22 protein-coding genes and 1 pseudogene are annotated in these 26,056 nt (G+C 61.3%); 11 read left to right on the top strand and 12 right to left on the bottom strand.

Annotated features, from left to right (window positions below; translation table 11 throughout):
- Nucleotides 1-49: 49 nt before the first annotated feature.
- From C7W88_RS17390 to C7W88_RS24450, 4 genes are all read right to left on the bottom strand, one after another.
- Nucleotides 50-571: a DUF4402 domain-containing protein gene (locus C7W88_RS17390; protein ID WP_162896191.1), complete on the bottom strand. Its 522-nt coding sequence runs from the start codon at nucleotides 569-571 to the stop codon at nucleotides 50-52.
- A gap of 95 nt (nucleotides 572-666) precedes the next feature.
- Nucleotides 667-1,161, bottom strand: coding sequence for a DUF4402 domain-containing protein (locus tag C7W88_RS17385; RefSeq protein WP_118074878.1), 495 nt, complete (start codon nucleotides 1,159-1,161; stop codon nucleotides 667-669).
- A 336-nt stretch (nucleotides 1,162-1,497) separates the two neighbouring features.
- Entirely contained in the window at nucleotides 1,498-2,136 is a 639-nt protein-coding gene (locus C7W88_RS17380; protein ID WP_240345067.1) for a hypothetical protein, read from the bottom strand.
- On the bottom strand, nucleotides 2,115-2,243 hold the full coding sequence (locus tag C7W88_RS24450; protein WP_255418825.1) for a hypothetical protein: 129 nt from the start codon (nucleotides 2,241-2,243) through the stop codon (nucleotides 2,115-2,117). The genes C7W88_RS17380 and C7W88_RS24450 overlap by 22 nt, the downstream gene beginning before the upstream one ends.
- Between C7W88_RS24450 and C7W88_RS17375 the strand changes: the two are divergent.
- Nucleotides 2,209-2,469, top strand: a pseudogene (locus tag C7W88_RS17375) (IS3 family transposase); the annotation flags it as partial. The gene C7W88_RS24450 and the pseudogene C7W88_RS17375 overlap by 35 nt on opposite strands.
- Nucleotides 2,470-2,701: 232 nt before the next feature.
- Nucleotides 2,702-3,604, top strand: a complete 903-nt coding sequence (gene galU, locus C7W88_RS17370) for a UTP--glucose-1-phosphate uridylyltransferase GalU (RefSeq protein WP_118074877.1) — start codon at nucleotides 2,702-2,704, stop codon at nucleotides 3,602-3,604.
- Nucleotides 3,605-3,692: 88 nt separating this feature from the next.
- On the opposite strand, the gene C7W88_RS17365 is transcribed toward galU, so the two are convergent.
- From C7W88_RS17365 to C7W88_RS17355, 3 genes are all read right to left on the bottom strand, one after another.
- Nucleotides 3,693-4,631: a nucleotidyltransferase and HEPN domain-containing protein gene (locus C7W88_RS17365; protein WP_118074876.1), complete on the bottom strand. Its 939-nt coding sequence runs from the start codon at nucleotides 4,629-4,631 to the stop codon at nucleotides 3,693-3,695.
- Nucleotides 4,632-5,842: 1,211 nt separating this feature from the next.
- Nucleotides 5,843-6,196 (bottom strand): PEP-CTERM sorting domain-containing protein, encoded by a 354-nt coding sequence (locus C7W88_RS17360; protein ID WP_205525336.1) that lies wholly within the window; start codon nucleotides 6,194-6,196, stop codon nucleotides 5,843-5,845.
- A 1,031-nt stretch (nucleotides 6,197-7,227) separates the two neighbouring features.
- Nucleotides 7,228-8,346: a GGDEF domain-containing protein gene (locus C7W88_RS17355; RefSeq protein ID WP_240345066.1), complete on the bottom strand. Its 1,119-nt coding sequence runs from the start codon at nucleotides 8,344-8,346 to the stop codon at nucleotides 7,228-7,230.
- Nucleotides 8,347-8,750: 404 nt separating this feature from the next.
- Between C7W88_RS17355 and C7W88_RS22915 the strand changes: the two genes are divergently transcribed.
- The 9 genes from C7W88_RS22915 (at nucleotide 8,751) to C7W88_RS17315 (ending at nucleotide 19,691) form a co-directional block, all read left to right on the top strand.
- Nucleotides 8,751-9,230, top strand: a complete 480-nt coding sequence (locus C7W88_RS22915; RefSeq protein ID WP_162896190.1) for a hypothetical protein — start codon at nucleotides 8,751-8,753, stop codon at nucleotides 9,228-9,230.
- A 311-nt stretch (nucleotides 9,231-9,541) separates the two neighbouring features.
- Nucleotides 9,542-12,121, top strand: coding sequence for a bifunctional diguanylate cyclase/phosphodiesterase (locus C7W88_RS17350; protein WP_118074874.1), 2,580 nt, complete (start codon nucleotides 9,542-9,544; stop codon nucleotides 12,119-12,121).
- Entirely contained in the window at nucleotides 12,088-12,498 is a 411-nt protein-coding gene (locus C7W88_RS17345; protein WP_118074873.1) for a tyrosine-type recombinase/integrase, read from the top strand. Before C7W88_RS17350 ends, C7W88_RS17345 begins: the two co-directional genes overlap by 34 nt.
- Nucleotides 12,499-12,781: 283 nt before the next feature.
- Nucleotides 12,782-13,219 carry a hypothetical protein gene (locus tag C7W88_RS22910; RefSeq protein ID WP_162896188.1) on the top strand — a complete coding sequence of 146 codons (438 nt, stop codon included), beginning with the start codon at nucleotides 12,782-12,784 and terminating at the stop codon, nucleotides 13,217-13,219.
- A gap of 372 nt (nucleotides 13,220-13,591) precedes the next feature.
- Nucleotides 13,592-15,559: a pilus assembly protein gene (locus C7W88_RS17335; RefSeq protein WP_162896187.1), complete on the top strand. Its 1,968-nt coding sequence runs from the start codon at nucleotides 13,592-13,594 to the stop codon at nucleotides 15,557-15,559.
- A gap of 104 nt (nucleotides 15,560-15,663) precedes the next feature.
- Nucleotides 15,664-16,191, top strand: a complete 528-nt coding sequence (locus C7W88_RS17330; RefSeq protein WP_240345065.1) for a pilus assembly protein — start codon at nucleotides 15,664-15,666, stop codon at nucleotides 16,189-16,191.
- Nucleotides 16,192-16,204: 13 nt separating this feature from the next.
- A complete protein-coding gene (locus C7W88_RS17325) occupies nucleotides 16,205-16,837 on the top strand; it encodes a TadE/TadG family type IV pilus assembly protein (protein ID WP_240345064.1) in 633 nt (210 codons plus the stop codon).
- Between the two features lie 39 nt (nucleotides 16,838-16,876).
- Nucleotides 16,877-17,239, top strand: coding sequence for a hypothetical protein (locus C7W88_RS22905; RefSeq protein ID WP_162896186.1), 363 nt, complete (start codon nucleotides 16,877-16,879; stop codon nucleotides 17,237-17,239).
- Nucleotides 17,240-17,951: 712 nt separating this feature from the next.
- The gene (locus C7W88_RS17315) at nucleotides 17,952-19,691 is read left to right on the top strand and encodes a methyl-accepting chemotaxis protein (protein WP_118074868.1); all 1,740 of its coding nucleotides are present in this window, start codon (nucleotides 17,952-17,954) and stop codon (nucleotides 19,689-19,691) included.
- Between the two features lie 367 nt (nucleotides 19,692-20,058).
- On the opposite strand, the gene C7W88_RS17310 is transcribed toward C7W88_RS17315, so the two are convergent.
- The 5 genes from C7W88_RS17310 to C7W88_RS17290 form a co-directional block, all read right to left on the bottom strand.
- Nucleotides 20,059-20,427, bottom strand: a complete 369-nt coding sequence (locus C7W88_RS17310) for a single-stranded DNA-binding protein (RefSeq protein ID WP_118075827.1) — start codon at nucleotides 20,425-20,427, stop codon at nucleotides 20,059-20,061.
- A 293-nt stretch (nucleotides 20,428-20,720) separates the two neighbouring features.
- Nucleotides 20,721-21,695, bottom strand: coding sequence for an RNA 3'-terminal phosphate cyclase (rtcA, locus tag C7W88_RS17305; RefSeq protein WP_240345063.1), 975 nt, complete (start codon nucleotides 21,693-21,695; stop codon nucleotides 20,721-20,723).
- Nucleotides 21,696-21,752: 57 nt separating this feature from the next.
- Nucleotides 21,753-22,076 (bottom strand): hypothetical protein, encoded by a 324-nt coding sequence (locus C7W88_RS22900; RefSeq protein WP_162896185.1) that lies wholly within the window; start codon nucleotides 22,074-22,076, stop codon nucleotides 21,753-21,755.
- 174 nt (nucleotides 22,077-22,250) lie between these two features.
- Nucleotides 22,251-23,477: an RtcB family protein gene (locus C7W88_RS17295; RefSeq protein WP_118074866.1), complete on the bottom strand. Its 1,227-nt coding sequence runs from the start codon at nucleotides 23,475-23,477 to the stop codon at nucleotides 22,251-22,253.
- A 785-nt stretch (nucleotides 23,478-24,262) separates the two neighbouring features.
- Nucleotides 24,263-25,825 (bottom strand): RNA-binding protein, encoded by a 1,563-nt coding sequence (locus C7W88_RS17290; RefSeq protein ID WP_118074865.1) that lies wholly within the window; start codon nucleotides 25,823-25,825, stop codon nucleotides 24,263-24,265.
- Nucleotides 25,826-26,056 lie beyond the last annotated feature (231 nt).

Genomic DNA, 26,056 nt, shown 5'->3' with positions numbered 1-26,056 from the left:
GCGAGAATCTAAGGGTTTTAGCGTATAACGCAATGCTGCCTTGGAAGCGTCAATCGTAAGTAACCGTGACCGGGAAGCGACCGCTGTAGGCTCCAACTGCCTGATTGCCGGCAACCTGGAGGCGCGCGCCAACGGTGATGTTGAACTGCCCGGCCGAACTTAGCGCTACGCCGCGTGAAGGAACGTTGCTGGTGAAGTTGCTCACTCGCATCGTGGCGGCGCCGTTGGTAATGTTGATGCGATTGGGGAGCGAAATGCGGAAGACGCGCGACGGATCTCCCCTGACGAGAAAGGTGCCGGGGCCACGACCGCCTGTGGCTTGCGGGGTCGAGACTTCGCTCGCCATGCTCCCGGTGCCGGTCACGGCACCGGATGGCGAAACCGTGAGGTTGCCGTTGGATACGGGCCGATAGAACCGCCCAAAACGCAGGTCGAGAACCGGCTGGATGGAGAGTGGTGCCACGACTTCTGCTTTGCCCGAGCCCGACTGGTTGGCTGCACTCTGGGCACTGGCAGGTGTTGCAATCACCAGAACCATCGCAGCAGGTACGACGATGTCACGAAGCCTCAAGATCTTTTGTCCTGGCATGGCTGGCCTCGTCGTCCTGAGTGATCTGATTGGCGTGAGGACGCTTGGGAGGATCGCGTCCTCACGCAGGGAAGTGATCAGTTGTAGGTGACCGTGGCGTCGTAGGAGCCTACGTAGTTTCCGGCCGTGGCTGTTCCGGGAACAGTCAAAGTGCCACCGACCGAGAATGCTGCGGTGCCACTGTTGTTGAGCGTACCGGTCGCGGCTGACGGAGTGGTGGAAAAGCTCATCGAAACGCTGCCGTTCGAGACGCTGCCGCCGGTGGTGGTGATAGCGAATGTCCGGTTGGCCTCGCCGCCCACGGTAAAGGCGTCCGCAGTATTGGTGTTGCCTGAGACGAAGGTGACATCGCCGGTCGGGCTGCCAACGCCGGTCGGGCTGACGACGACGGTGCCGCCGGTGCCGGTCGTGAACTTGCCAAAGCCGATTGCGGCGCCGTTGGTGTGTTGGAGGGTAATTGGCGCAATTACGGTAGCAGTTGCGGTACCCTGTTGTGTCTGGGTGTTGCCTGCAGCGAAGGCGGGCGTGGAAGCGAAAGCAGCAACAGCTGCAAGGATTGCAATGGACTTCATTTCGTTAACCCTCTGTTCGGGACCCGTGTCGGGCGTCGAGAGCCATGTTCTCTTCCGCTGAGGGCCGATCCCCGTGCCCTTCCACCTAAGGATTAGTACGTATCGGTTAATGAGTGGTTATCCATCGCAAGACGCCGAAGTGCTGCCTTCCTATCGAAAAAGCTTACGCCACTCTCTTGAGAATACCATTTAAAACAAAGGATTAATTGGCCTATGACTGCATCTGTGTCCCCGCGCGACAGCGTAGTCCTGCCGCGGACTTGCAGAGCAAAAACCATAAATTCCTGTTAGGGAAGACGAGCTTCGAATCACATAAGCTTGAGTAATGCACGCCGCTCAATGCTGACCTTTGTCGAGCACGGGCAGGGAGAGCGCCAGTTGCAGCGCCCGGGCATTCAGGTCGTGCGCCTTCTCCTCGGCCTCAGCCTCGCTGTAGCAGCGCAATTCCGGCGCATTGCCCGAGGGACGGAAGTGGATGATCGCACCATCGGCAAAACTCATGCGATAGCCATCGGTCGTGTCGATGCCGGTGGGGAAGCCGGCAATCTCGCCGAACAGGCGAGCGATGCGGGCAAGCTGCTCGTCTTCCTCGCCGTGGCTGAGGAAGGCAATCAGGGCGGCGCTGTTTTCTTGCGGGAAATCGGCGACGCGATCGGAGAAGGTGAAGCGCGGCGGCAGTTCGGCGACGACTTCGGCCAGAGGGCGTTCCCTGGCATTCATCACCACCGCAATGATCGGCAGCAGGGCATCGCGCGTTGGCAGCGGCGCCAGATCGTCGACCGCGCTGCCGAGCAGGAGCCCGCCATTGGCCTCGTAACCGCAGACCCGCGCGCTCGCATCCGCGTCGGCCGCGTCCATCATCGCGCGGATCACGTAAGGCGATCCGATGCGCGTGCGCACCACCTTTGGCGCCGCGCCGCTCAATTCCAGCACGGTGTTGGAGCTGACTGGCGTCACCACGACGTCCGCTGCCACGGCGCGCACAGCAGGCCGACGATGTCACCGCGCAGCCATGTGAAGCCAGTGTTGCGACGACCGGTTGAATCCGCCCAGTTCACCAGCCTGGACTGGGCCGCGTTCATCCGGGCTCACAATCTTGAGCACTTGATGACCCGACGCGGCAACTGCCATGACAACGCCGCCGCCGAGAGCTTCTTCTCGTCGCTCAAGCGCGAGCGCATCCCGCGTCGGACCTACAAAACACGCGAGGAAGCCCGGCAGGACGTGTTCGATTACATCGAGATGTTCTACAACCCGGTGCGCAAGCAGGTCAGGAACGGGATGCTGTCACCCGTCGAGTTCGAATAGCAGCAGATCTTGAAAGCGGAAGGCGTCAAGAAAACTTGAGGCTACTCAACCAAGCTCTGGCCCTGCCAGTGCGGACAGATCCATGGAACCCTCAAGGGAGCAACACCGCCAGCGGCCTGTAATGACAGATCCGGCCCTAACGGAGTATTTGAAATGTCTTGCTTGACATTCAGCGCAAGCAATTGTGCAGTGCATCATGAGGATGCAACAAAGCATGGATATTGACTGACAAATGAGTTCCGACACTTCGCGAAAGCCGATCCGCAAGGCCGTTTTTCCGGTAGCAGGTCTTGGCACCCGCTTTCTGCCCGCCACCAAGGCGATCCCCAAGGAAATGCTGCCAGTGATCGACCGCCCATTGATCCAGTACGCGGTGGATGAAGCGCGCGAGGCCGGGATCGAACAGCTCATCTTCGTGACTGGCCGCGGAAAGACCGCGATCGTCGAACACTTCGACACCGCCTACGAACTTGAGCACACCATGTCGGATCGCGGCAAGGCGCTCGAGGTGCTTGAGCCCACGCGCATCCTGCCGGGCAATCTCGTTACCGTGCGCCAGCAGGTGCCTATGGGTCTGGGCCACGCCATCTGGTGCGCTCGCGCCGTCGTCGGCAACGAGCCCTTTGCGATCTTCCTCCCTGACGAAATGATGGTCGGCGACCCCGGCGGCAAGGGTGGCTGCATGAAGCAGATGGTCGATGCCTACAACGAAGTGGGCGGCAATCTCATCTCCGTGCTCGAAGTCCCGCAGGAGGAAGTGTCCAGCTATGGCGTGATTGCGCCAGGCAATCGGGTTTCGGATTCCCTCACCGAAGTGACCGGCCTGGTCGAGAAGCCGAAGCGCGAGGATGCGCCTTCGAACCTGATCATCTCTGGCCGCTACATTCTCCAGCCGGAAGTGATGCGCACGCTCGAAAGTCAGGAGAAAGGCGCGGGCGGTGAAATCCAGTTGACCGACGCGATGGCGCGGATGATCGGCCAGCAGCCCTTCCACGCCGTCAAGTTTGACGGACGCCGTTTCGACTGTGGCAGTAAGACCGGCTTCGTCGAGGCCACGCTGGCTTTGGCGTTGGAGCGTCCAGACATGGCCGACGATGTGCGGGCGACGATGAAGCGTCTGTTGGCCAAAGGATGATTGAACTGGGTGGGGAAGCACTGCGGTAGTTCAAGAAGCACTTGACCGTCCAACCTCGCGAGCTTTCGGCCGTCATTGGGCGGTCGTGTTAAGCACGCGAGGTCTGTTTGCTTTGAGCATCCGCAAGCATCGCTATGCGTTCGGTGCACACTTCTTGCACTACCCGGCCTAGTTCTTCGATCACTGCGCTAAGCGAAGTCAACTCTTCGGTCGTTATGCGATAATGCTTTGAATAGCGCGCCTTTACATAGGCTTCCTTGAGCTTTTCGAACATGGCGCGATCCGTTCTACGATCACTTGGCCAGATGTTGACGAGGTGGCGATGAAGCCGCTCTGCTTGCGTGCGGAGAAATCCCAGATTGTGCACATGCGGTGTATAGAAGGTGACGGTAAGCAGAACGCAGTGATACAAACGTTCAGTTGCTTGGTGCAGGTCAAATGCGGCATCATTGAGATACCCTTTTTCGATGTCAAATTTCGCGATATCGAACCGCTTGAGCGCACTCGGATACCACTCCTCAAAGTACTCCCGCGCCATTGCCAGCGCCTGCTCCGGGGTCTTGGGCCTTGGCTTGTGCAGCTCGGTATCATCAGATTCATAGAGCGCGATGCCATCGCGCGCGACATCCATGAAGAAGTAGCGGCCATGTGCCAGTCCATCGTTCACTTCGCCCAGCGTATGCACAATGAAATTGACCGGCGTCTTGAGCGTGCCAGTGATGCCATACTCGCGCATCAGGCGCTCATCGAGCCGCGACCAGAACTTGACCCGGTCGGTCAGGTCCTTGTGATTGACGATGATCAGCAAGTCGAAATCGGATTTGTAGCCCTTGGCGGTATGCGGCTCGTCGACCCAGCCGCCGCGCGCGTAAGAACCGTAGAGAATGACCTTGAGAATGCGCCCTGCCTTGCGGCGCGCAGCGTTGGCACAGGCCGTAACATCCTCGAATTCCTCGAAGATCAGCTGGACCACGCGCTGCAGTTCGCGCTGCTTGGCCGGAGGGAGGTGATCGATATCGCGTCGCATCCTTGGTCTACCCTGTCGCTTCCGAGGCGTGAAGGCAAGGGCGCAAGATTGCGCCTTACCCCGCACAGGCGTGGAGGATGTGTGCCTGCCGCGGATCAGAGCCTCGCGCCCACCACCGCCTCCCCTGAAACCTCATCCCCTCTTCGCTCCACCGGGTTCCCAGGCTTCGGGTGACGAGGTCCTGGCCACCTTGCTCGGCGTCAGCGCGACCCCTCGAGCGCGAATTCCAATCACCCAAGCAATGTCCTGTCCCCGGTCACCAGACCCGCGCCGTGCGGGGGACAAACCTGCTCAAAGGCCGGAGCGATCCATATGATGTGCATGCCTGCAGTGATGGAATCTTGCTGATCGGCTTGGCGTCTTGCCTGCAGCATGCAGATGCGAAACGCTGACAGGCTGGGCTTTTTCTAAACCTGCGCGCCGCAAGTGTTCGAAGCCAAGCACTTGCGGCGCAATCGCCAATTTTGCTGCGGTGTTGACTCCTGCTGCGTGGCGCCATCTGTCAGTGTGGGCAATCGATCTCCAAGCGCGCCGGGGCTGAGCGGCAGGGCTGGTAATGCTGGCTGCGCCCTCCAGCCCACCCGGCCTTGTGCAAAGGGTTCCCTCATCAGGCACTCTCGTTTGCATGTGGCGATCTGCTCTCTGGCAAGATCACGATAGCCTGGACCTTGGCCGGTGACGAGCAGCAAACTGGATCGAGGCAACCCGGGTGCCGCTTGCGTTTCGCTCAAGGCTGGCTTTCCCGCGAAGGCGGCGGACCTAGGGTGATGCCGGTGAGGTCTTGCGCACTCGAAACTGCAGGACAGCGATCTGATCACACCCGGTTTCGGCCTGCAGCGAGAAAAACAAGGCAAAGCAAGAGCTTGCAAGTCTGTCGGTGACGCCCCCGGTCGCCCATAGCGTGCAAGTGATTTCGATCGGCAGTGACCTCAAATATCATTCCGCGTCGATCTTGCGCGATTTGCTGTGAGGAGGCCTGTCGCAACCAGAGAAGAATGCCCGGCGCAAAGGCTGCACTGAGCAAGCCTGGGGCGGGAAACATGTCCCGGGCAGCCGGGCGTAGAGGCCAGCCGGGACATGAAACGCTTGCGACATGGATAGGAGCGATGCCGCAGGGATCATCTACAAGAGCAATGCTTAACAGCCTGCTACGCCGAACCCATCGGAAACTCCTGAAGCCGCTGCGCCTGGCAACGGCTATCTCGATGGAATTACGACCGGCTGACCCGGCGACGCGCGCGCGCATAGCCCAGGCCAACAAACCCCAGCCCCAGAATCCCCAGCATGCCGGGCTCGGGGACCTGCGTTCCTCCGCTCGAGGTCGTCGTCCCACCTGATGTCGAGGTGGTGCCACCGGACGTCGTGGTCGTCCCACCTGACGTCGTGGTTGTTCCTCCCGAGGTCGAGGTGGTGCCACCCGAAGTGGTCCCGCCACAAAGGGATGAGCCACCGTTATGGCCGCAATTGCAGTAATGCGTGTGCTTGAGCCACCAGGTTGCGTGGGCAGGCGTTGCGACAGACGCGAGCCCGGCAATGCTGGTCGAGAGAATGAGCTTTCGCAACATGATGACGTTAGCCTGTGCAGTTATTGGTTAATCGATGATTAGCAAAACTTGTGCCAGTGGCAGTTATCGGAAGGTTGTCATGGTTAATCAGACCGAAGTGCCTCGCCATCTGTAAGATTTTCCAACACTCCGGGAGGGCGCTTGCAAAGCGGCTGCGCTGCTGTGTTCAGGTCGCCGTCCGACGGTCCGGCAGGAGCCTGCGTGCGTAGATAAACCTGGCCAACAGGCTGGTGCAGGCGGACGAAGCGCTAAGGCGGTCTGCAGGCAGGCGATGAAGTCTATACCGGCAGGTCAGGCCCAGTGCTCGAGCACCCGGGCGACAATATACTGCATAAGGTGCGGCACTGGGCGCGGCACAATATGCGGCACATCATCCAGCAATGCAGCCTCGTGGCCAGGGACCCGCAACCCGCGCCGATGCTTGGGCGGTGCCTGTCGATAATGGCGTGTACGACTTCGCAGGCACGAACCTGCCCTCGGGCAGGCTCCAAGAGACCGATCGGGCGTCGGGGTCGCCAGGGCGTCTTGACCATTTGCTCGCTCGCGGCGGGAGTGAAGGTGCAGGCTTGCCAGTGCCCCCGCGCTGGGCTTGCCTTCGCACGCACGGCAGATCGGCAGGTTTGCGCCAGTCCGCCTATCGCCTGACAGAGGCAATGATGTCCTCGGGCGGCTTTGGCGATCAGGCAGTGCGGACGGATGCCGCACAGATCACGCTTGCCCTGAAAAGGGCCCTAGCTGCGTTGCTCGGCCTCCGAACAGGCCCACTATTCCTTCGTCCTCGCGCCTTGCCGGGGCCCTTTTCAGATCAAGCCCGGTGGGACCGGGCAAGAACCGCCGCTTGGGCGTCGGCTCGGCTCGAAGAATCGACAGATTCCTTCACCTCGCCTTCTTGAACTGACGGTTTTTGACTCCGGCCGTGACCGCGCGGCATCGGTCCACGCTGCCTAGCCCGGTCTGGATCTTTCGTGGTGAGGGCAATGAAGGGGCAGATACCGGCTTGAGGAAACTCCTCCGCCGACAATACCCGGCCGTCAACCGCGATGGGACCTCGTATTGACCGGGGACGACAGGACAATCTGGTTTCGGCCACCGGATTTGGCCTCGTAAAGCGCTTCGTCGGCTGCTTTCAGGGCGTCTCTGGGGTTCTTGTGCGCAAAGACATCCGCAATCCCGCCTGAAAACGTGATCTGGCCAATGGGATTGTCATTGGCGCGGTTGACGAACTGGCGACTACCGAAATTCTCTCTGACAGCGTCGAGCTTCTCCCAGGCCTCCTGGGTGGTCTTGCCCCGGAACAGCATGACAAATTCCTCGCCGCCATGCCGTGCGACATGACAAGTGTCGTCAGAGATCCGGGCAAGAGCCTCACCGATCGCCTTGATGACCCTGTCCCCGGTGTCGTGCCCATGGGTGTCGTTGACGCGCTTGAAATGATCGATGTCGCAGAATGCGACGCACAAGTGGTCTGCCTCCTGGCGAGCTTCGCGGTAATGACGATCAAGAGCCGCCTCAAATGCGCGCCGGTTTGGCAGACCGGTAAGGTGATCGATCTCGGCGTCATGCCGGGCTTTGTCGAGTTCCCGGCGAAGCGCTTGCGCCTCGTCTTCGCTGCGCTTCATTTCTGCCGCGAAAATCTCGGTCCTCGACACCATTTCCCTTGCCAGAATTCCCAGGGCTGACAGTGCACTGTCAGCATCAAGGGACGTCGCGCGCGAGACCTGCTTCTTAATCTCGGAGTTGTAGGTCGTAACAGCGTCTCGCGCAGTCCTGGTCGTGGAGGCGAAAGTCTCGAGCGAATCCTCAAGGCTGCCGATGATCTTCTTGACACCCTCCTGCATGCCATCGGGTGTCTTGTTCAGATCAAGCCACTCTTGCGTGATGCTTGTGCCGGAGGCTTGCTTCTCGAGAATTTTTCGCGCCAGTCCGACGTCGATGCCCGAGAACGCACTATGGGCAGCCAGCAGGTTACTGGCTGTTACTGCAAGAGCGTTGTCCAGCAGAAATGTCGATATCTCATCGAGCAACATCTTCTGGGCTACGCCGTACGCTGTGAGTGAAGGCCGTGCCGACGGCTCGTCAGCCTGGCTGTTGACATCTGGCGTACCTCGCTCACGCTCCTGCCCGCCACCAAAGAGGCGCAGGAGGCGCAAGCCGCCAACCGATTCATTTCCCATTGCAACACCCCACCCTGGTGACCCGAAGCACTGCAACCCAAAGTGGCAGGCAGGGTTCACTCTTGTCGCAGGCCGGGGCTAGGGCGAACATGCTTAAGGCACGTTTCCGGGGCACTAAGTGCACTTACGGGCATGGTCGGTGGTACGCACTGTCGATGCCAGGTTGTTCAGGCGCCCGGGACCTGAGACAATTTCATGCTCGCTCGCGCGCTTGGGTGGGCGGCATCCAGTCCGAACGTCACTCCGGCATGGCCGGGGTCTACGCCGCGCTATTCGACCTGGCGAGACGACATGATCGATCCTCGCCGACAGGTCTGGCAGGCGAGCGCGCACGTTGCATCAGGCATTGCCCGGTATAGGCGCGCAATGCGCCGCACAAGATGCCACACAAGGTGCGGCACAATGCGCGGCACGTGCCAGATCGCAGGGGAGGCACCGAGGGCGCATCGATGCTCGACGGGCAAGCCGACCTCGGCACTGGCATGTGCCTACACGGTTGCGACAAGCGCGGCGCGGGCAAGCGGCAGGATGGCAGTGCGGTACGGCGGCAAGGCGTGCGAGGGAGTGCAGGGTTGCGAAAGCCGCCGGGCCGGACCGGAACGGGCGGCACGGCCAGCACTTGCGAGACGCAGGAGTTTCGCGGGCTGCTCGTGCCTGCTGCGAGCGCTGTGGCAGGTGCGCTCGCTGTGCTTTCCGCAAGGTTGCTCGAGAGCCACCGCTGCAGCCTGCCAACTTGCAATCGCCCCGGCGTTGACCTGCTTGCGACCCGTTGCAGGTTCGGGCCGGTCCGCAAGTCGATTTCATGCCTGAGAATATCTGCCAGGGTCAGGCGTTTTGCGACGCCCGGCAAGTCGCGCTGATGAAGCAGAAAGTCCATATCGGACTGATTCGAGCATACAGCATAAAAGGACAAGAATAGTCCTGTGAATAGCGCTCTGCATACTGACGATAGTGGTGAAGTTCTCCCTGGCGCGACGGCAGGGGCTTTCGTTGCCAAAGTATTTTTGGGTTCGATAACAGGGATTTGGCAGAAAGTGGTCACGAGCGTTCTAGGCCTATTTGCCTGCAGTTTACCATTTCCTGCCTAACCCACCATGTCTGGCCGGCGATCTCCGGCGGCGGGAAACGGGACGTGGTTGGTTTCAGGCTTTTCAGGACACAAGACGGAGCAGTGCAGAAGCTGGAGCAGGACGCCGGAGCGCGTCTTTCGCACCGGGCAGTGGCAGGCGAGGCGGGATGGCCAAGGTCGCTGCAAAAGCGCGATCACGCCGAGCTGCTGCTGCGTTCCTGTGAAAAATCGGGCCAGAGCTGGTTCTGGATGACCGACGCATCTGGCGCCATCAGCTACATCTCGCCGGAGATCGTCGAAGTCCTGACCGGATCGGACAGCACGGCGACAGGCTTGCAGATTGGCGATCTCCTCGAAAGGGTCAGCGAAGGCGACGAGACGGCCCGCACCCTCGGCTTCATCCTGGCACGCCAGACCAGCTTCAGCGGGTTGACCGTGCAGCGGGCCGGCTCGGTGTATGGCCGACGCTGGCTGCTTGCTGCCGAAGCCTTGAAGGATGCGACGGGGCGGTTTGTCGGCTACAGCGGTTCGGCCATCGATATCACTGCGCAACGTGCCTCATCGGAGCAGGCCGAGCGACTAGCGCTGTTCGACAGCCTGACGGGCCTGCCCAATCGCCGCAACCTGAACCAGACGCTCGAGCGCGAGCTCCTGTCGAGCCGCCGCTCGCACAGGCCCTGTGCCGTGCTGCTGCTCGATCTCGACCGGTTCAAGCACGTCAACGATACGCTTGGCCACCCGGCCGGCGATGACCTGCTGCGCCAGGTCGGCGAAAGACTGGTCGGCCTGGTCGGCACACGCGACCTGATCTTCCGGCTTGGTGGTGACGAGTTCATGGTCATGGTGCCTGGCAGCGATGATCGCAGCGATCTCGGGCGCCTTGCCACCAATATCATTGCGGCCTTGTCGCAGCCCTATTCGGTCAATGGCAGCCGCTGCATCATCGGGGCGTCGTGCGGCATTGCGATTGCCCCTGTCGACGGCTGCGAGGCCGAGGAACTGATCCGCAACGTCGACCTGGCGCTCTATGCCGCCAAGGCGGCGGGCAAGGGGCGGTTCACCTTCTTCTCGACCGACCTGCTCCAGTCGGCCCTCGATCGCCAGGCCCTCGAAAGCGACTTGCGCGATGCCCTGGCACGAGGCGAGCTCCAGGTCTGCTACCAGCCGATTGTCAACGCGCTCAACAACTGCGTGACCGGTGTCGAGGCGCTGGTGCGCTGGCATCACCCCGAGCGCGGTGCGGTTTCTCCGGCCTTGTTCATTCCAATTGCCGAGGAGGCCGATCTCATCCGTCCCTTGGGCGAGTGGGTATTGCGCACGGCGTGCCATGACGCGGCAAGCTGGTCCGGCGAGATCAGGGTTGCAGTCAACGTATCGGCGCACCAGTTCGCCGACGAACGTTTCCCCGAGACGGTCGTATCGGCGCTGGCCCAGGCAGGTCTTGCGCCCGAGAGGCTCGAACTGGAGATAACCGAGGGGGTCTTTCTCGGCGAAACCGCGCAGACCGCGCAGATGTTTGCAGCGCTCAAGGCAATCGGGGTCAGGCTCGCGCTCGATGATTTCGGTACGGGCTACTCCTCGCTCGGCTATCTGAAGAGCGCGCCGTTCGACAAGATCAAGATCGACCAGAGCTTCGTGCGTGAAATTGCCTTGCCCGGAACACGCAACGGCGCGATCGTTGCCGCGATCGTGGCACTGGCCGAAGCGCTTGGCATGGAGACCACGGCCGAAGGCATCGAGGCCTTCGATCAGCTCGAACTGATCCGCAACCTCAGGGTCAGCCATGTCCAGGGCTATATCTACAGCAAGCCGGTCCAATCGGGCTTGCTGCGCGACAAGCTCGCCAGCGGAACCTGGAAGCTGTCGCCAAGCGGTCCTGCCCGACAACGCAGCCGCCGCCTGTCGATGTTGCGCCGCGCCGGGGCAATCGCGGCCGGCTACTATCTGCCGGTGGTCATCCGCAATCTCTCCGAGACTGGAGCTTTGCTCGAGGGCCTCGAGGGCTGCTCCGTCGGGCATCAGCTCATTGTCGATCTCGGCGATGGTCAGTTCGAAGGCGCGATTGTCCGCCGCACGTCACGTCGCGGGGCCGGCATCGAGTTTGCACGTCCGCTGGTCGACGACGGGCAAGGGGGCTGTGCACGCGCCATCGGACGTCGCCCGAAGCACTGGCCGCTGCAGGCGTGCCGAAACTGCCGCAAGGTCCCGTGCCCCTGCCGGCTGACGTTGCCTCATACGAAAAGGTTGCAGCCTTTCTCGGGATCGAGCTCGTGGCGCCGGGCCCGGCCAATGACCTTCCTGGAAGGCAAGGCGTCGCAGGCCGTGCCACGACCGCGCCAGCGAGCGGAAGCATACCTCCGACGATGGAGCAGCTGGCGCGCCATTACCTCACGCATCTTGGTGACAGGGCCCATACACGCGCAATTCACGAGGCTTGCCTGCGCGATCATATCCTGCCGCAGTTCGGTCGCTTCCGCCTGGATGAGATGGCCTATGCCGATACTGCCAGCTGGCTCGCGTCGCTCGAAAGCATGGATGGGCAGGGCCCCGTCATGGCCGGCCGGGTTCGCGCGCTGCTGGCCTACATGTTCAAACTTGCCAGGCGCTGGAATCTCCCGGGGTCGGCAACGCCGCTGCTTGCGCGTCACATGTGGAGCGGCAAGGCGCGCAGCGCCAAGCTGACATCCGAGGATCTTGTCCGGCTGCGCGAAGCAGCAGCGGCAAGCCACAATCCGTGTCTTGGAACGATTGTGGCGCTGCTTGTCGAAACCAGGTTGCGGGTCGAGGAGCTGCTGACGGCGCGCTGGGAGCAGATTGACCTGGCCGGCCGGACCTGGACGATCTATCGCCCGGATGGAACGCTCGACCGGATGTCGTTCAGCCCTGGCGTGGCGTCGATTCTGCGCCAGATCGAGCGGACCGACGGTTGCCCTTATGTCATTGCCAATCCGCGTACAGGAAAACCGTTCCGCTCCATCACCCGCAGCTGGGAAGCGGCACGCCAGAAGGCAGGTCTGGTTCACCTCTCGCTCTACGAGCTGCAGCACCTGTGCCATTGATCCAGGTGACGACGGGCACCATTCAACCCTGCGATCCCTTGCCCCTGGAAGGCTCGGGGACGGCAGGCCAGGCGATAGCGAGCTTGGGGGCTGGAAGCTGGTCCCGCAGCGGCGCCTGAGCGCTTGCGCGTTCGATTTGCGGCCGGCTCGTGCGCGTCCATCTCCGGCCTGGTCGGGGCATCTCCTGCCAGGTTGGGACCGCTGCGATGCGGCGGCGCCGGCCAGCGCCGGTCTATCGCAACGGTTCAACGGCCAAGAGGGCCGTTGAGCCCTTTCGGCTGGGATGGGCGGACTGGTCGGTTCGCTCGACATTACGGTCGCCAGAAACACCCTCACCAGCTCTTCTGGTGCTGTCGGAGCCAGGAGAGACAAGGCTGACCGACTGCTGCGGCTTGCTGAGCTTGGGTATCTTGATCATGAAGCCGAATTCGAGCGTGCGCTCGAACTGGGCGGTTGCTGGCAGAGCTGCAGTGGCACTCTCGGCCTGCACGCGTGCCGCACGAGAGAGGAGTCCAAGGAGATTGCCGGCCCGGTCACGTACGACCGATGCATCGGCAGGTGTCGAGGCAAGGCCGATGATGACGCGATCGCCCTGGCGCAGTCGCGAAGCGTTCTGGACAGCAGCCCTCAAATCGAACGGCTGGTCGCCACCCAGCACAACCGGCACGTAGTGCCAAAGATCGTGATTGCTTGTCCTGGCACCCATCGCTGCAAAATCTAATGCAGGGCAGGGTGCAAGGGAAGATTTTCCATTGGATCAGCGTTTGCGCTACTTGCCGTGCGCCTGACATGATCGAGGCAAGTGCTTCTCGATTCCTCACGTGGTCATCGCCTACCCCCAGGCAGTGGCTTGAGGAGAACCCGCTATCTATGGTTACAGGATGACGGTTTTATAACTTGAGGATAGATCATCCATATCGCTGATTATAGAATATTTTCTGTGATATCTGAATCCTATTCATAAATTCATCTAATATAAAATCTCCTAACTACGTAGTTCCCGTAATCTGGAGACAAGCATCCATTCACCACGAATGGCTAGCTCCCTTCGCATTGGATGCGGCCTTGTCCGCGCAGCGAAGCGTGTGGTGCTATGGCCCGATTTCTGTTCTGCCTTGGCGCCCTGCTGCGCGATCGCTCGGGCAATATCCTGATGATAACCGCAGCTGCCCTGGTCCCGTTGCTGATCCTTGTCGGCAGCGCCGTCGACCTCAGTCGTGCAACGATGGCCAAGACACGGCTGCAAAGCGCCTGCGATGCAGCGTCGCTGGCGGCCCGGCGTGTCATGCAGAACGACACCTTCTCGACGTCGGTGAGCGAGACCGGTCAACAGTTTTTCCGCTTCAATTTCCCGCAAGGCTCGTTCAGCACGGCGCCGTTCACGCCCGAGATTTCACGGCCCGAGGCTGGCGTCATCCGGGTGGAGGCAGCCACACAGCTTCCCACCGTGATCATGAACATCTTCGGCTTCGAGGCCATCCCGCTCAGTGTCACTTGCGATGCATCGCTCAACTTCGTCAACACCGACGTCGTCCTGGTCCTCGACGTGACCGGATCGATGGCCGACCCGATTGACGGTTCGACCAAGATTGCGGCCCTGCGCAGCGCGGTGATGGCCCTCTATGACGAACTCGCCCCGACCCAGCAGATGCTCGAAAGTCAGGGCTTGCGGCTGCGATATGGACTGGTGCCCTATTCGAGCACGGTCAATGTCGGCCGGTTGCTCTACGCGGCAAATCCGGACTCGCTGCGAACGCAGACCACCTATCCATCGCGCGTGGCCAACTACAACACGCCAGGTTACATCGCCAACGCCCCGACCAGTGCGGGTTCGTGGGAATACTACAATGGCAGCAGCGGTGCAGGCGCGGACAGTCCGACAACGAGGACACGCTCGACCAGCCAGTGCCAGACATGGGTGCAATCGGCGCGCGTGAATGGCGGTGGGCCGGCACCGGTTGCGACCACGGTGACCTCCTACGGTGGTACGTCGACCAGCACGGCCTACGACGCGACCCAGGACTGGGGCTGGAGCGGGGCGCCGGTGACGACGGGCAGCAATCGCAGCTGCCGGCGCTGGCGCACCGTTGCGACCACGACTTACGACACGGCTTACGGCTTTACCAACTGGACCTATCGGCAAGTTGCCTACGACACGTCGCAATATATCCGGCCCGACGGATCGATTGTGATTGCCAACTCGGCAGGCGGGACTGTGCCGAGCGCGGGCAGCAGTTTCAACCTGCAGCAGCTTGCCTCCGAGGTGAGCGGCCTGACGACCTCGCAGGTGTCGTGGAACGGCTGCATCGAGGAGCGCGACACGACCACTGCGATCGATGGCGGCACGAGCCTGACGATCCCGGCGGAGGCTCAGGATCTCGATGTCAACCTCGTGCCAAACAGCGATGCCACCCGCTGGAGGCCCGCCCTGCCTGACGTCGTCTATACCCGCAGTGCCGGAAGCGCATCGCAGACGATCACTGGCAATGCCAGCACGTCGGGGTGGATCCTGAACTACGCTGCAAACCTTGGATACTACGCCTGCCCGGCAGAGGCCCGCCGACTGCAGTCGTGGGACCGGGACGCCCTGCAGAACTATGTCAACGGCCTGCAGCCGATCGGCGGCACCTACCATGACATCGGCATGATCTGGGGAGCGCGCTTCATCTCGACTGCGGGCGTCTTCGGCGACGGGTGCGATGAATACAATGCTATGCCGTGCAACCGCCATATCATCTTCATGACCGACGGATTGCAGACTGCCTACTGCAATGTCCTGACGGCCTATGGGGTTGAGCAGAACGACATGCGCGTGACCGGAAGCGGGACCTGTCCAAGCCAGCTTGCCCGCCATGAGCAGCGGTTCCGGATGATCTGCAATGCCGCCAAGAACCTCAACGTCTCGGTCTGGGTGATCGGGTTCGACACCGCGCTCAACGCCAACCTGACCGGCTGTGCCAGCAACAGCAACCAGGCCTCGACATCGACCGACGGTGCAGCGCTCATTGCAAGGTTTCGCCAGATCGGCAACCAGATCGGCGCCCTGAGACTGGTCAAGTAGGCCCGGCCATGGCGACACGCATCTCCCCTTGCAGATTGCTCCCAGACTTGCGCCGCTGTTCAAGGGGCGCAACTGCGGTCGAATTTGCCCTGGTCATAACGCCGATGGTGATGCTGCTCCTTGGCAGCTTCGACCTTGCCTATCAGGCCTATCTGCGTTCGGTCGTGCAAGGTGCGCTCAACGATATCTCGCGCACCGCCTCGCTCGAGGCGCCCGAATTCAATTGCGAATCCGGCACGCTGACGCAGAAGGTGCAATGCGCGATCAAGCGCCGCTCCGACATCGTTGCGCGCGATGCGACCTATGATGTCGAGATCCGCAACTATTACGACTTTTCAGGCGTGGGCCGCAGTGAAAAGCTCGTCACCGATTACAATCGCAATGGTGCCTACGATGCCGGCGACTGCTTTGTCGATCTCAACGAGAATGGTCGGTTCGATGTCGATGCCGGGCGTGTTGGCGTAGGCGGGGCCGATGACGTGGCCTTTTACCGGGTTACGGTACGGATGCCCCGTCTTCTTCCGGTCCACCAGTTCCTGCCGGTTTCGCCAGAGTACAGCATCGCTGGCGAGACGGCCCTGCGCAACCAGCCCTACACCCGCCAGCGGGTTCCCCCGACAATCTGCCGATAGGAGGCGATGCGAAATGGCGTACCAGGCAATCTTCCGCAAGGTCGTGCAGTGCACCTGCGGGGTGGCAATGGTCGAATTTGCACTGGGCGTGCCGATCTTGCTGTTCATGCTGCTCGGCGGCCTCGAACTGACCAATCTCATGCTCACGCACATGCGTATCAGCCAGATCGCCCTGACGGTGGCAGACAATGCCGGCCGCGTGCGTACCGGCATCGATGAATCCAACATCTACGAGGTCTTTGCCGGAGCAAACCTGGTCGGGCAGGATCTCGAATTCGAGAATCGCGGGCGCGTCGTCCTGTCCTCGCTTGAGCCCAATGGTCGATCCGGCACGAGGGCCGGGCAGCGCATCACATGGCAACGCTGCTTTGGCGGGCTTGCTGTAGCTCCCCGCTATGGGCTCCAGGGTGCCGGGGCCACGGATGCATCGCTCGCGGCCGGGATGGGACCTGCCGGCAACCGCATCACTGCAGCCAATGCAACTGCCGTGATGTTTGTCGAAGTCAGCTACGATTACCGGCCGGTCATCCTCGAAAGCCTACAAGGCGTCATCGGTACGATCCGCTACGAAAGTGCCTTCAACGTGCGCGAGCGGACCAACCAGGCAATTACCAATACGCAAGGGCTGTCGGTACGATCGTGCTGACCTGGCGCACACCGTAAACCCGCAGTTTCGGATATTTCCATGCAAAAGCAGTTCTCGACAGGCTTTGCCACCCTGGTGCTTCTGGCGGTTGCCATTGTCTTCGACGGCAATGGAGGGCCGTTTGCAGGTGATCGCGCTGGCGGTCTCGGTGGTGGGGTTGCATCGGAGCGGAGTGATCCGTCAGGCGAAGAGGCGGCGCCTGGGCAGCCAGGGGCTTCCACCGAGGTATCAGATGGTCAGCCATTGGATCCGTGGGGCGCTTTTGAGATTGGCTCTGGCGACCCTGTTGCAGGGTTTGACGATTACGCTGCCGAGCCGGGGCCACTGACAGTCACAAGACCTGGCATCGTGGTTCCCGCTCCCCGCAAGGGAACGATACCGGACGCTGCACCTGTGCTGTGATCCATGGCCTGGCAACGGGGAGGCTTTGCCCGCCGGGACGGCGAGGCACGCTGGACACCTGCAGGAATGGGGTTATTCGGAGCGGGTCGTTGGAGTGGGGGACCGCTCTTCATTCTTCCCGGCGATGATCGGTAGGCCACAGATTTGCCTGGTGGCAGCATTTCAGGCAGCTCGCCTGGGCTCCAGGTTGATGTCAGGCTGGATCATATCATGTTGTTGCAGCGATCGGGCAAGATCAGTGCATTGAATGTGCAGGTCAGCTTGCCATGGGTCGCCTTTCTTGTGCAATGGTCGTGCGGTATCGCCTTGCTCGATGACGTCATGCAACAAGGACCGGCGATGACATGGTCACAATGACAATATTCCTGTGATAAAAAGGAATGACCAATGGCGCACTGTGCTTAGGCAGTATCGGATTTATTTTAAATAGATTAATAAGATTATGAAGTAATATTCAAATTTCCGCGAAGGTAAATTTTTCTCTCACTTCAATATCAAATCGTGTTTTTCATACTTTAGGCGGATATGGGAAATCGTTACTGTGCATTAACGGAAAAATCACTTGCACTGAATACTATACGCCCTGTCAGCTCAGCGCTCGTTCCTGTGACCTACGTGGTCGTCCGTACGCGGCGCTTGCGCGACGCATTCACGACCAAGGCTTAGGTGACAAGTCTGCAAACCCAGACCAACGCAAGCAGGAACGAGCGGCATGTCGATAGGTACTCGCATCAGGCGTGGGGGCATTGCCATTGCCGCAGCCTTTGCACTGCAGGCAGGCGCCACTGTCTACATCGAACACAGTCTCGTCGAGGCGGGCAACGCAGGGAGGCTGGCTGCAGAAGCGATGCGCAATCACATGCAGGCAGACATGCTGCACGATGGCATTCGCGGCTCTGTCTATCGGGTGCTGTATCTCAATGCTCACGCCAGTGCTGCAACCCGCGACGCTGCAGTTCAGGAAGTGCGCGATTACAGCGCGCGGATGCACGAGGCGATAGCGGAAAACCGGAAGCTTCCACTTCCAGGCAATGTCGCCGAAGCGCTCGCTGGGGTCGGCCGAGAGCTCGACGTCTATACCCGGACGGCGACCGGCATTGCCGAACTTGTTGCCAGCGATGCGCAATCCGCAGGCGGCCGAATGCCTGACCTTGATGCAGCGTTTCATGCACTCGAGGTCAAGCAGAACACGGTCGCAGACCAGATCGAGGCGATGGCGAATTCGGCAGACGAAGATGCGGAAGTCCTGGGAACGCTTGCGCAAGTTTTCGTGCTCGCTCTTTCGGCCCTGTTTGGCGCGATGCTGTGGTGGGCGCTTCGAGCGTTGACGACCATGGTGGTAAGGCCGCTTGATCGACTGGCCGGCCAGCTTGATCGCATGACCGGGGGCGACTTTACCGGCGAGATCGACGCCGACCGCGACGATGAGGTCGGTGCCATCCAGAAGGCGGCGATTGCCTTCCGCACATCAGCGCTCGCCCGGCTCGAGATCGAACGCGATCAGGCTCTGGTCGTGAGGGAGATATCGCGCGGTCTCGATGCTCTTGCTGCAGGTGACCTTACCTGCAGGTTGGCAACGCCTTTTGCCGGAAGTCTCGATGATCTGCGCGCGGCCTACAACCGCAGCAGCGAAACATTGGCAGGTGCCTTTGGGGATGTCTCTGGCGCTGCAGCGAGAGTTTCGACCGGAGCGCAGGAAATTGGCGCCGCATCCAACGATCTGGCTCAGCGCAATGTCCGGCAGGCTGCACATGTCGAGGAGACGCTTGCTGCCATCAAGCAGTTGGCTGGTCTTATCAATACTACCGCCGACGGATCGGACCGTGCGAGGGCATCGATTGGGCAGGCCCAGGAGGTAGCTGGCGAAAGTGCCTCGATTGTCGCGCGGGCCAATGAGGCCATGGCCTCGATCGAAGCATCGTCGACACAGATCACCCAGATTGTCTCGCTGATCGACGGCATTGCCTTTCAGACCAACCTCCTTGCCCTCAACGCCGGCGTGGAAGCTGCCCGAGCCGGTGAGGCTGGACGCGGGTTTGCGGTCGTCGCGAGCGAAGTCCGCGCCCTGGCGCAGCGCAGTTCCGATGCTGCTGCCGATATTCGCAAGCTCATCGATCATTCCAGCCTGCAGGTCTCAGCAGGGGTCGCTCTGGTAAATGACACCGGTGTTGCACTGAAGCGCATTCTTGACCGGGTGACAGACATTCGTGTCCAGGTCGATGAGATTGCATCTGGTTGCACGCAGCAGTCTGCTACCGTTTCGCAGATCGGTGCGACCGTGTGTTCCATGGACCAGGTAACGCAGCAAAATGCCGCCATGGCCGAGGAGTCCAATGCCGCGGCACAGAACCTTGCAAGTGAAGCGTGCGAGCTGAGCCGACTGGTGTCCGGATTTCAGATCGCTTCGCGCCAAGACGGTCGCGAGGCCTATGCCTTGCGAAAGGCAGCGTGATACTGCTTGGTTCGCGACTTGCACTCCAGCTGTGGTGGCGGGACAAGCTGTCGTGGCGGGATACAAGGAGGTCACTGATCCTTGCGAAGCCCGTCGGGTAGGGTGTGCCTGAATCTGTTCCCAACGTGGACACGTATTGTTCTAGAAATTGCTGCTCGTGTTCTCCGGAAAAACGAGCCTCAATCCCGCAGGATACCTAGCCTATCTGGCGTCTGAGAGAAACCCCGGGCAGTTGGTATAGTTGAGCGATGTTCCGCTCTACGGAAGCAAATAGCCATTTTGGACGCGCGAACTCAGCCTTGCGGAGGTCGCTCATTTGAGCGCTTGCGAGCGGCTTTTTGAAGCAAGTTGTCCGGTGACTGCGGCGCTACTTCGAGCGCCGCTTCTTCGGTTCTTCGCTGCTGGATTCCTTGGCCTTGGCGAGGAAGTCGACCTGCTCGGCTATGATCTCGCAGCCATAACAGGTCTGGCCTCCGCTGTCGGTCCAGCGCGAGTGGTGGATCCGGCCAGTGACCATGACCATCGCACCCTCGGTGACGTGCTCGGCGACGCATTTGCCGACACCGTTGAAGCAGGTGGTCCGGTGCCATTCGGTCTCGGTCTGGCGGTTGCCTTCGCTATCCTTGAAGCTGCGTGTAGTGGCGAGTGAGAGGTTGGTGATGGCTGCTCCCGACTGGGCGGTGCGGACTTCCGGAGTGTTGCCGACGAAGCCGACGAGAGTGACGGTGTTCTTCATGATGCTGACCTTTCGAAGCTGTTCTTCCGTCCAAGGGACCATCCCTTTGACTGAGCCCCGAAAAGGCCGGGCACGGTCAGGTCTGCACCGAACGTGAGAGAGGGAAACGTCGCTCGAAGAGTGGTGCGGGCAGGCATGCGCAGCATGACAACACGGTCCGCATGAGCGCGCGTCGCATGGCCTGCCCGGGTTCGGTCAGGGGCGTGGATTAGTCATGAAAGGGGATGGCGGCTTGGACCAATAGAGGCGCGATGGGCAGGTTAATGATGCGCGCGTATGATCGCCTCTACGTCCTATCCCACGGTCAGCAAATGCTCACCGCCGCCTTGCCTTGTCAGCTCGATCCGCAGCCCCGTGAAGCGCTTGGCGATGTCGATTGCCGTCAGCGTGTGCTGGCTCGGCTTCACGGTCGTGAGAGAACCGCCTCCCGCCAGCACGAACGGTAGGACAAGCTGGTCAGCAAGGTACGGCCCGGCAAAAGCCGACGCCTCAATGTAGCCATTCATCCGGGCTGCGCAGGTCCTGGCCAAGCGTTCGGCAGGCACACCAAGCTGGCCGAAACCGCTGACGACTTCGGTAACGTTGGCATAGCGCGCCTCCAGCATCAGGATGACGCCCGGCCCTTGATCGGCAGGAAGTTCGCGCACGGCAAAGGCATCGTCAGGCCAAGCGCCAAGATCGCGCCGCGCGCGCGCCAGCATGCGCTCGGCGATCTCGAACGGAAGGCCAGTGAAAACCGTCTGTCCGGCGACACCGAGCTGTTCGCCGCGCTCGATGCAGTCGATCGGCGCGAGCGGGGCCGGAGTGATGTCGACCTCGATCCTTCCTCCTCCGCGTGGGTAGAAGCCGTGCCGCACGATGCGGGCGGAGACGCTTGGTCCCATCCGATTTATCACGGGCAGGAAGGTGCGTTCGATGAAGTCGAACGGCGGCGCCAGCATGTTGTGAGTTCCGCCTTCCAGAACGAGCCGGGAGGGACCGTCGGCAAGTACAAGCGGCATCAACACCGTTTGCAGCACGAGCCCGGTCGAACCGGCCGTGCCGACGGCGCACCGGTATTCGCCCGGCGTCACTCGGCCGGGACGGAATTCGAGTTCGGTCGCACCGACCGTCAGGCCGGAGCATTCCGCTCCCGAGATTACACAAGCGGCTTCTACCGCCGTCACATGCTGACGCATGAGGCCAGGCTTCGGACGACGCCCGCGAATGTTGCTGATCCGGAAAGGCTCGCCGGTAACGAGCGACAGCGCGCACGAATTGCGCACCATCTGCCCCCGCCTTCGCCTTCCGATCCGTCGATGGTAATCATTTCATTCTCAATCTTCTCAAGAGCGCGCTTGCCGTGGTGGCCACCAAAACATCCAAGTTTCGGCGCGCTTGTCGTCAGACGCTGCTATTCCGAAATCTCCACCCCCGACTTCGACGTCAGCGAATGCAGAGGCCCGCTTCCGCAACCGTCGATTGCCTACGGTCAATACAAGCTTGTCGTCTTCAGGATGAAGCGACAGGTCGTCCGCTTCAGGCAAGAAATGAATCTTCAATTTGTCGAACTGACGCGCGCACTTCCTGTCGTATCCGATTCCTTTGAGCAGGGATTCCGAAACAAGCTCCAACTTCAGACTTCTATGGCATTCTTTGCCAGCGTTCATTCGGTCCAAGAGATTGCGAATTGACCTGCAACCTTCAGGATCGGCAGCGAGGTGCCAACCATTCCAACCTCGTCTGGTGTTGGCGTACTGCCAAATCCAGAGCTTGCCCTCTTGGACCCATTCACTGACCCAATCCCGCATTGAAGTTCCTCCGAGCAGTCTGCGCAAAGGGGATCACCCCTTCACGCAGACCACCTGCTTCAAGGTATGGACGATCTCCACCAGATCGGCCTGTGCGGCCATCACCTTTTCGATCGGCTTGTAGGCCTTGGGCGTCTCATCGATCACGCCCGCGTCCTTGCGGCATTCAACGCCTTCGGTGTCGCGGATGTGCTCGTCGAGCGTCACCAGCTTCTTGGCCTCGGTGCGCGACATGATCCGTCCCGCGCCGTGGCTGCAGCTGTCAAAGCTCTCCGGGTTGCCCAGCCCGCGCACGATGAAGCTCTTCGCTCCCATCGAGCCCGGGATGATTCCCAGCACGCCCTTGGCCGCGCGCACCGCCCCCTTGCGGGTAACGAGCACGTTCTCGCCGAAGTGGTTCTCGCGCGTCACGTAGTTGTGATGGCAGTTCACCGCTTCAAGCTCGGCATCGAAAGGCTTCGAGATCTGGCCCCGCAGCGCGGCGATGACATTGGTCATCATCATGCGGCGGTTCAGCGCGGCGAAGTCCTGCGCCCAGCCGACCGCTTCGACGTAGTCGTCGAAATGGTCGGTCCCTTCCGGGAAGTAGGCGAGGTTCTCGTCGGGCAGGTTGATGTGCCACTTGCGCATGTCCTGCTTCGCCAGTTCGATGAAGAACGAGCCGATCGCGTTGCCCACCCCGCGCGAACCGGAATGGAGCATGATCCAGACGCGGGCTTCCTGATCGAGGCACAGCTCGATGAAGTGGTTGCCCGTTCCCAGCGTGCCGAGGTGCACCAGGTTGTTGGTGTTCTTCAGCCGCGGAAACTTGTCGCAGATCCGCTCGAAGCGCTGCAACAGAATGGCCCAAGCCTCGACAATCGCCGGGGGCGGAGAACCCCACGAACCCTTGTCGCGCTTGCCGCGCCCGACATCACGCCCATGCGGCACCGCATGCTCGATCGCCGAGCGGATGCCTTCGAGGTTGTCGGGCAGATCGTGCGCCATCAGCGAGGTGCGCGCGGCCATCATGCCGCAGCCGATGTCCACGCCAACGGCGGCCGGAATAACCGCACCCTTGGTCGGGATTACCGAGCCGACGGTAGCGCCGATCCCCACATGGACGTCGGGCATCGCAGCGACATGCTTGAAGATGAAGGGCATCTTCGCAGCGCGTGAAAGCTGTTCGCGCGCCTTGTCGTCAACCGGAACGCCGCGCGTCCACATCTTGATCGGCACGCCGCCTTCGACGGCCTGGAATTCAAAAGTCGTACTGGTCATCGCTGACCTCCCCTGTTTCATCATGGTGTCGGCGACGAGGTGTGGCGAGACATTTTACTGAGCTACTTCGGATTGCTCCGAGGGTGGATTCGGACCACCGACCTCCCGCCGCAAGGGCGGGTGCTCTACCCTTGTAGTCCCACCGGCATTCGCCGACGAATTGCAGGTACTGGCGACGAGGTTTGACGAGACATGCCTTTGCAACCCTGGCCGGATTGCTCCGGGGCGGAATCGAACCGCTCGGCCTTTCGGCCTTTACCGATGTAGTCCCGTCGGCATTCGCCAGCATTGATTGATTTCACGGCGACGAGGTGTGGGAAAGACATTGCCCACAAGGGGCGCCGCTCTATCCGCTGAGCTACGGGCCCGCACCTGGTGGACCCGGCGGGATTTGAACCCGCGACCTGCATCGTGCAAGGATGTAGTCCTTATCCGGCATTCGCCGTGAATTGGGTTTGCCGTCGCGACAAGGGATGGCAAGACGCGGTCCTTAAGCTACGTGTCTGCGGCGGGGTTCGAACCCGCATCTCCCGTCACCGCGAGCGGTTCTGGGCGCTTTACTCGTCGGACCTTCGGTTTGGAGACATGTAGTCCCACCGGCATTCGCCACGGCAATTCCTGAATTCTGTCGAAGGGTCACGGCGACCAGGATTGGAAAGACGACCGCCTTGCGGCGTTTGTTGCTCTAACCGACTGAGCTACTGCCCCAAAAGGCAGGCGGGACTCGAACCCGCGACACACAAATCCAATGTAGTCCTTCCGGCATTCGCCGTGACCCTTTTCCTTCATACCTCCGTATTCTGAACGATCTCGATCCAGTCGCGCGACTGCCCGGAGGCAAAGCGCGCCATCGCGTCGAACACCGCGTCGGTGAAGCCACCGACATTCATGATATCTGCCCGGTCCTTGGCCTGCGTGGAGCCATAGGGCTGGATGTCGATGCAGATCAGCTTCGCACCCGGGTTGCGGGCCTTCAGCTTGTTCCACTCGTTCATCGTCGCCGTGGCGCCCCCTCCAGACCATTTGGGCCGCGAAGGATCGACCCAAGACTCGTTGTCCGAGACGATCACCACCGTATCGACCCGCGCACGCTCCTTGTTGAGCCGCGCCAGCGGAGCCGAGACATTGGTCCCGCCGCCACCGACCGCGGCCAGCTTTGCCGCATTCACGGCAACACGGGCGTTGGGGTCGAGCTTCAGCTTGACCACGTCCACCTCGAACGGGATCACCCGGGCATCGCGGTTCTGGCGCAGCACGGCAGCAGCGACCAGCGCGGCGATGTCGATGCAGCGTACCTTCGAGCTGGCCCCCTTGCGGTAACCCGTCGCCGGCGAGCTCATCGAGCCCGAGACGTCGGGGCAGACCACAACCTGGCCTTCGAGCGGCGGCACACCGGCCAGCGATGCTTCGAGCGCACTTTCGAGCGCTGCCTGCACCGCGAGTGGCACACCGTCGCCAACCTGACCGAGCGCCACCATCAACTGATAGGGCATCGGACGAACGCGGGCGATCGTCTGCCGGTCAGCAAGCCGAGCCGCGACCGCTTCGGTGACCCCTTCAATCGCGAACGCGCCATTGCGCGCCAGCGTGTTGAGGTTCATCCGCAGCGCCTGCCAGCCAATGCGGGTGGCAAGCTGTCCCCACTGCTCAGGCGAGAGCGGGAAAGCGGTCAGCCATTCGAACGGCACCTGGGGCAGTTCGCCCGAGGGCGCACGCTTCCAAGCCTCGAAATCCGCGATCTCGGCGGGCAGCGCCGCGACATCGTAGGGCTTGCCGATCCGCCAGCCATAGAATGCGCGCCGCTCGGCATTGGCCGGAGCCGGGTGGACCATCTTGACGATGTCCGCCAGGCTCGGATCGTTGCCGGTCGCAGCCTGCATCAGCTGCGCCATCGAGGCCTGTTCCAGCCATTCGCGGACCAGCCGTTTCGGGCGGGAGCCGAGCGAGGCACGCCCGACCTGACCCGAACGCATGATCTGCACGAAAGTGCGCAGCATACGGCCGTTATCGATAACGCGCTTGAACACGCGCACTGACAGGTCGGGATCGGCCATGGTCAGGTAGGCCGCCAGCAAGGCAGGCATATCCTTCATGGCACCCGACCGGCGGGCATAGACGGCGCACTTGGCGACCCATTCCGGATCGACGTCCTTGGCCGCCAACACGACATCGGTGAGCTGGGTCTCCGCGCTCGAGTAGAAGCCGTCGGACAGCGTGCCGGTTGCGGCAAGCTGGGCCAGCTTGGCTTCGGGCCTATAGGCATAGGCGGACCCACCCGCCTGGTTTACCGTGTCGGCGCGCGGCAGGAACCGCGACAGTGCCGATGCGAAAAGGTTCTTGTTGGCCATAGTCCAACTCCTTGGAAACTTTCGGACCTCGGAGGCGGCCGGCCCATTCCGGCCGCCTCTTGGTTCCGCTTGTGCCGGGCTGTTCGACCGACCCGACACCAGAGTAATTGCAGGTGGCGTGCCAGTTTTGATGGCGGGCCTGTAGATTCCTCATATCCATCTGATATAGCTTGCTATTTTCTGGATGAATTGCTCATCCTAGAGTTTCAGGAAATTGGGCAGGGCTCAAAA

Origin of the sequence: Novosphingobium sp. THN1 (assembly GCF_003454795.1) — a bacterium.
Lineage (GTDB): Bacteria > Pseudomonadota > Alphaproteobacteria > Sphingomonadales > Sphingomonadaceae > Novosphingobium.
Note: the sequence above shows the minus strand (reverse complement) of the source record. Positions and strands in the feature narration are given on the sequence as shown.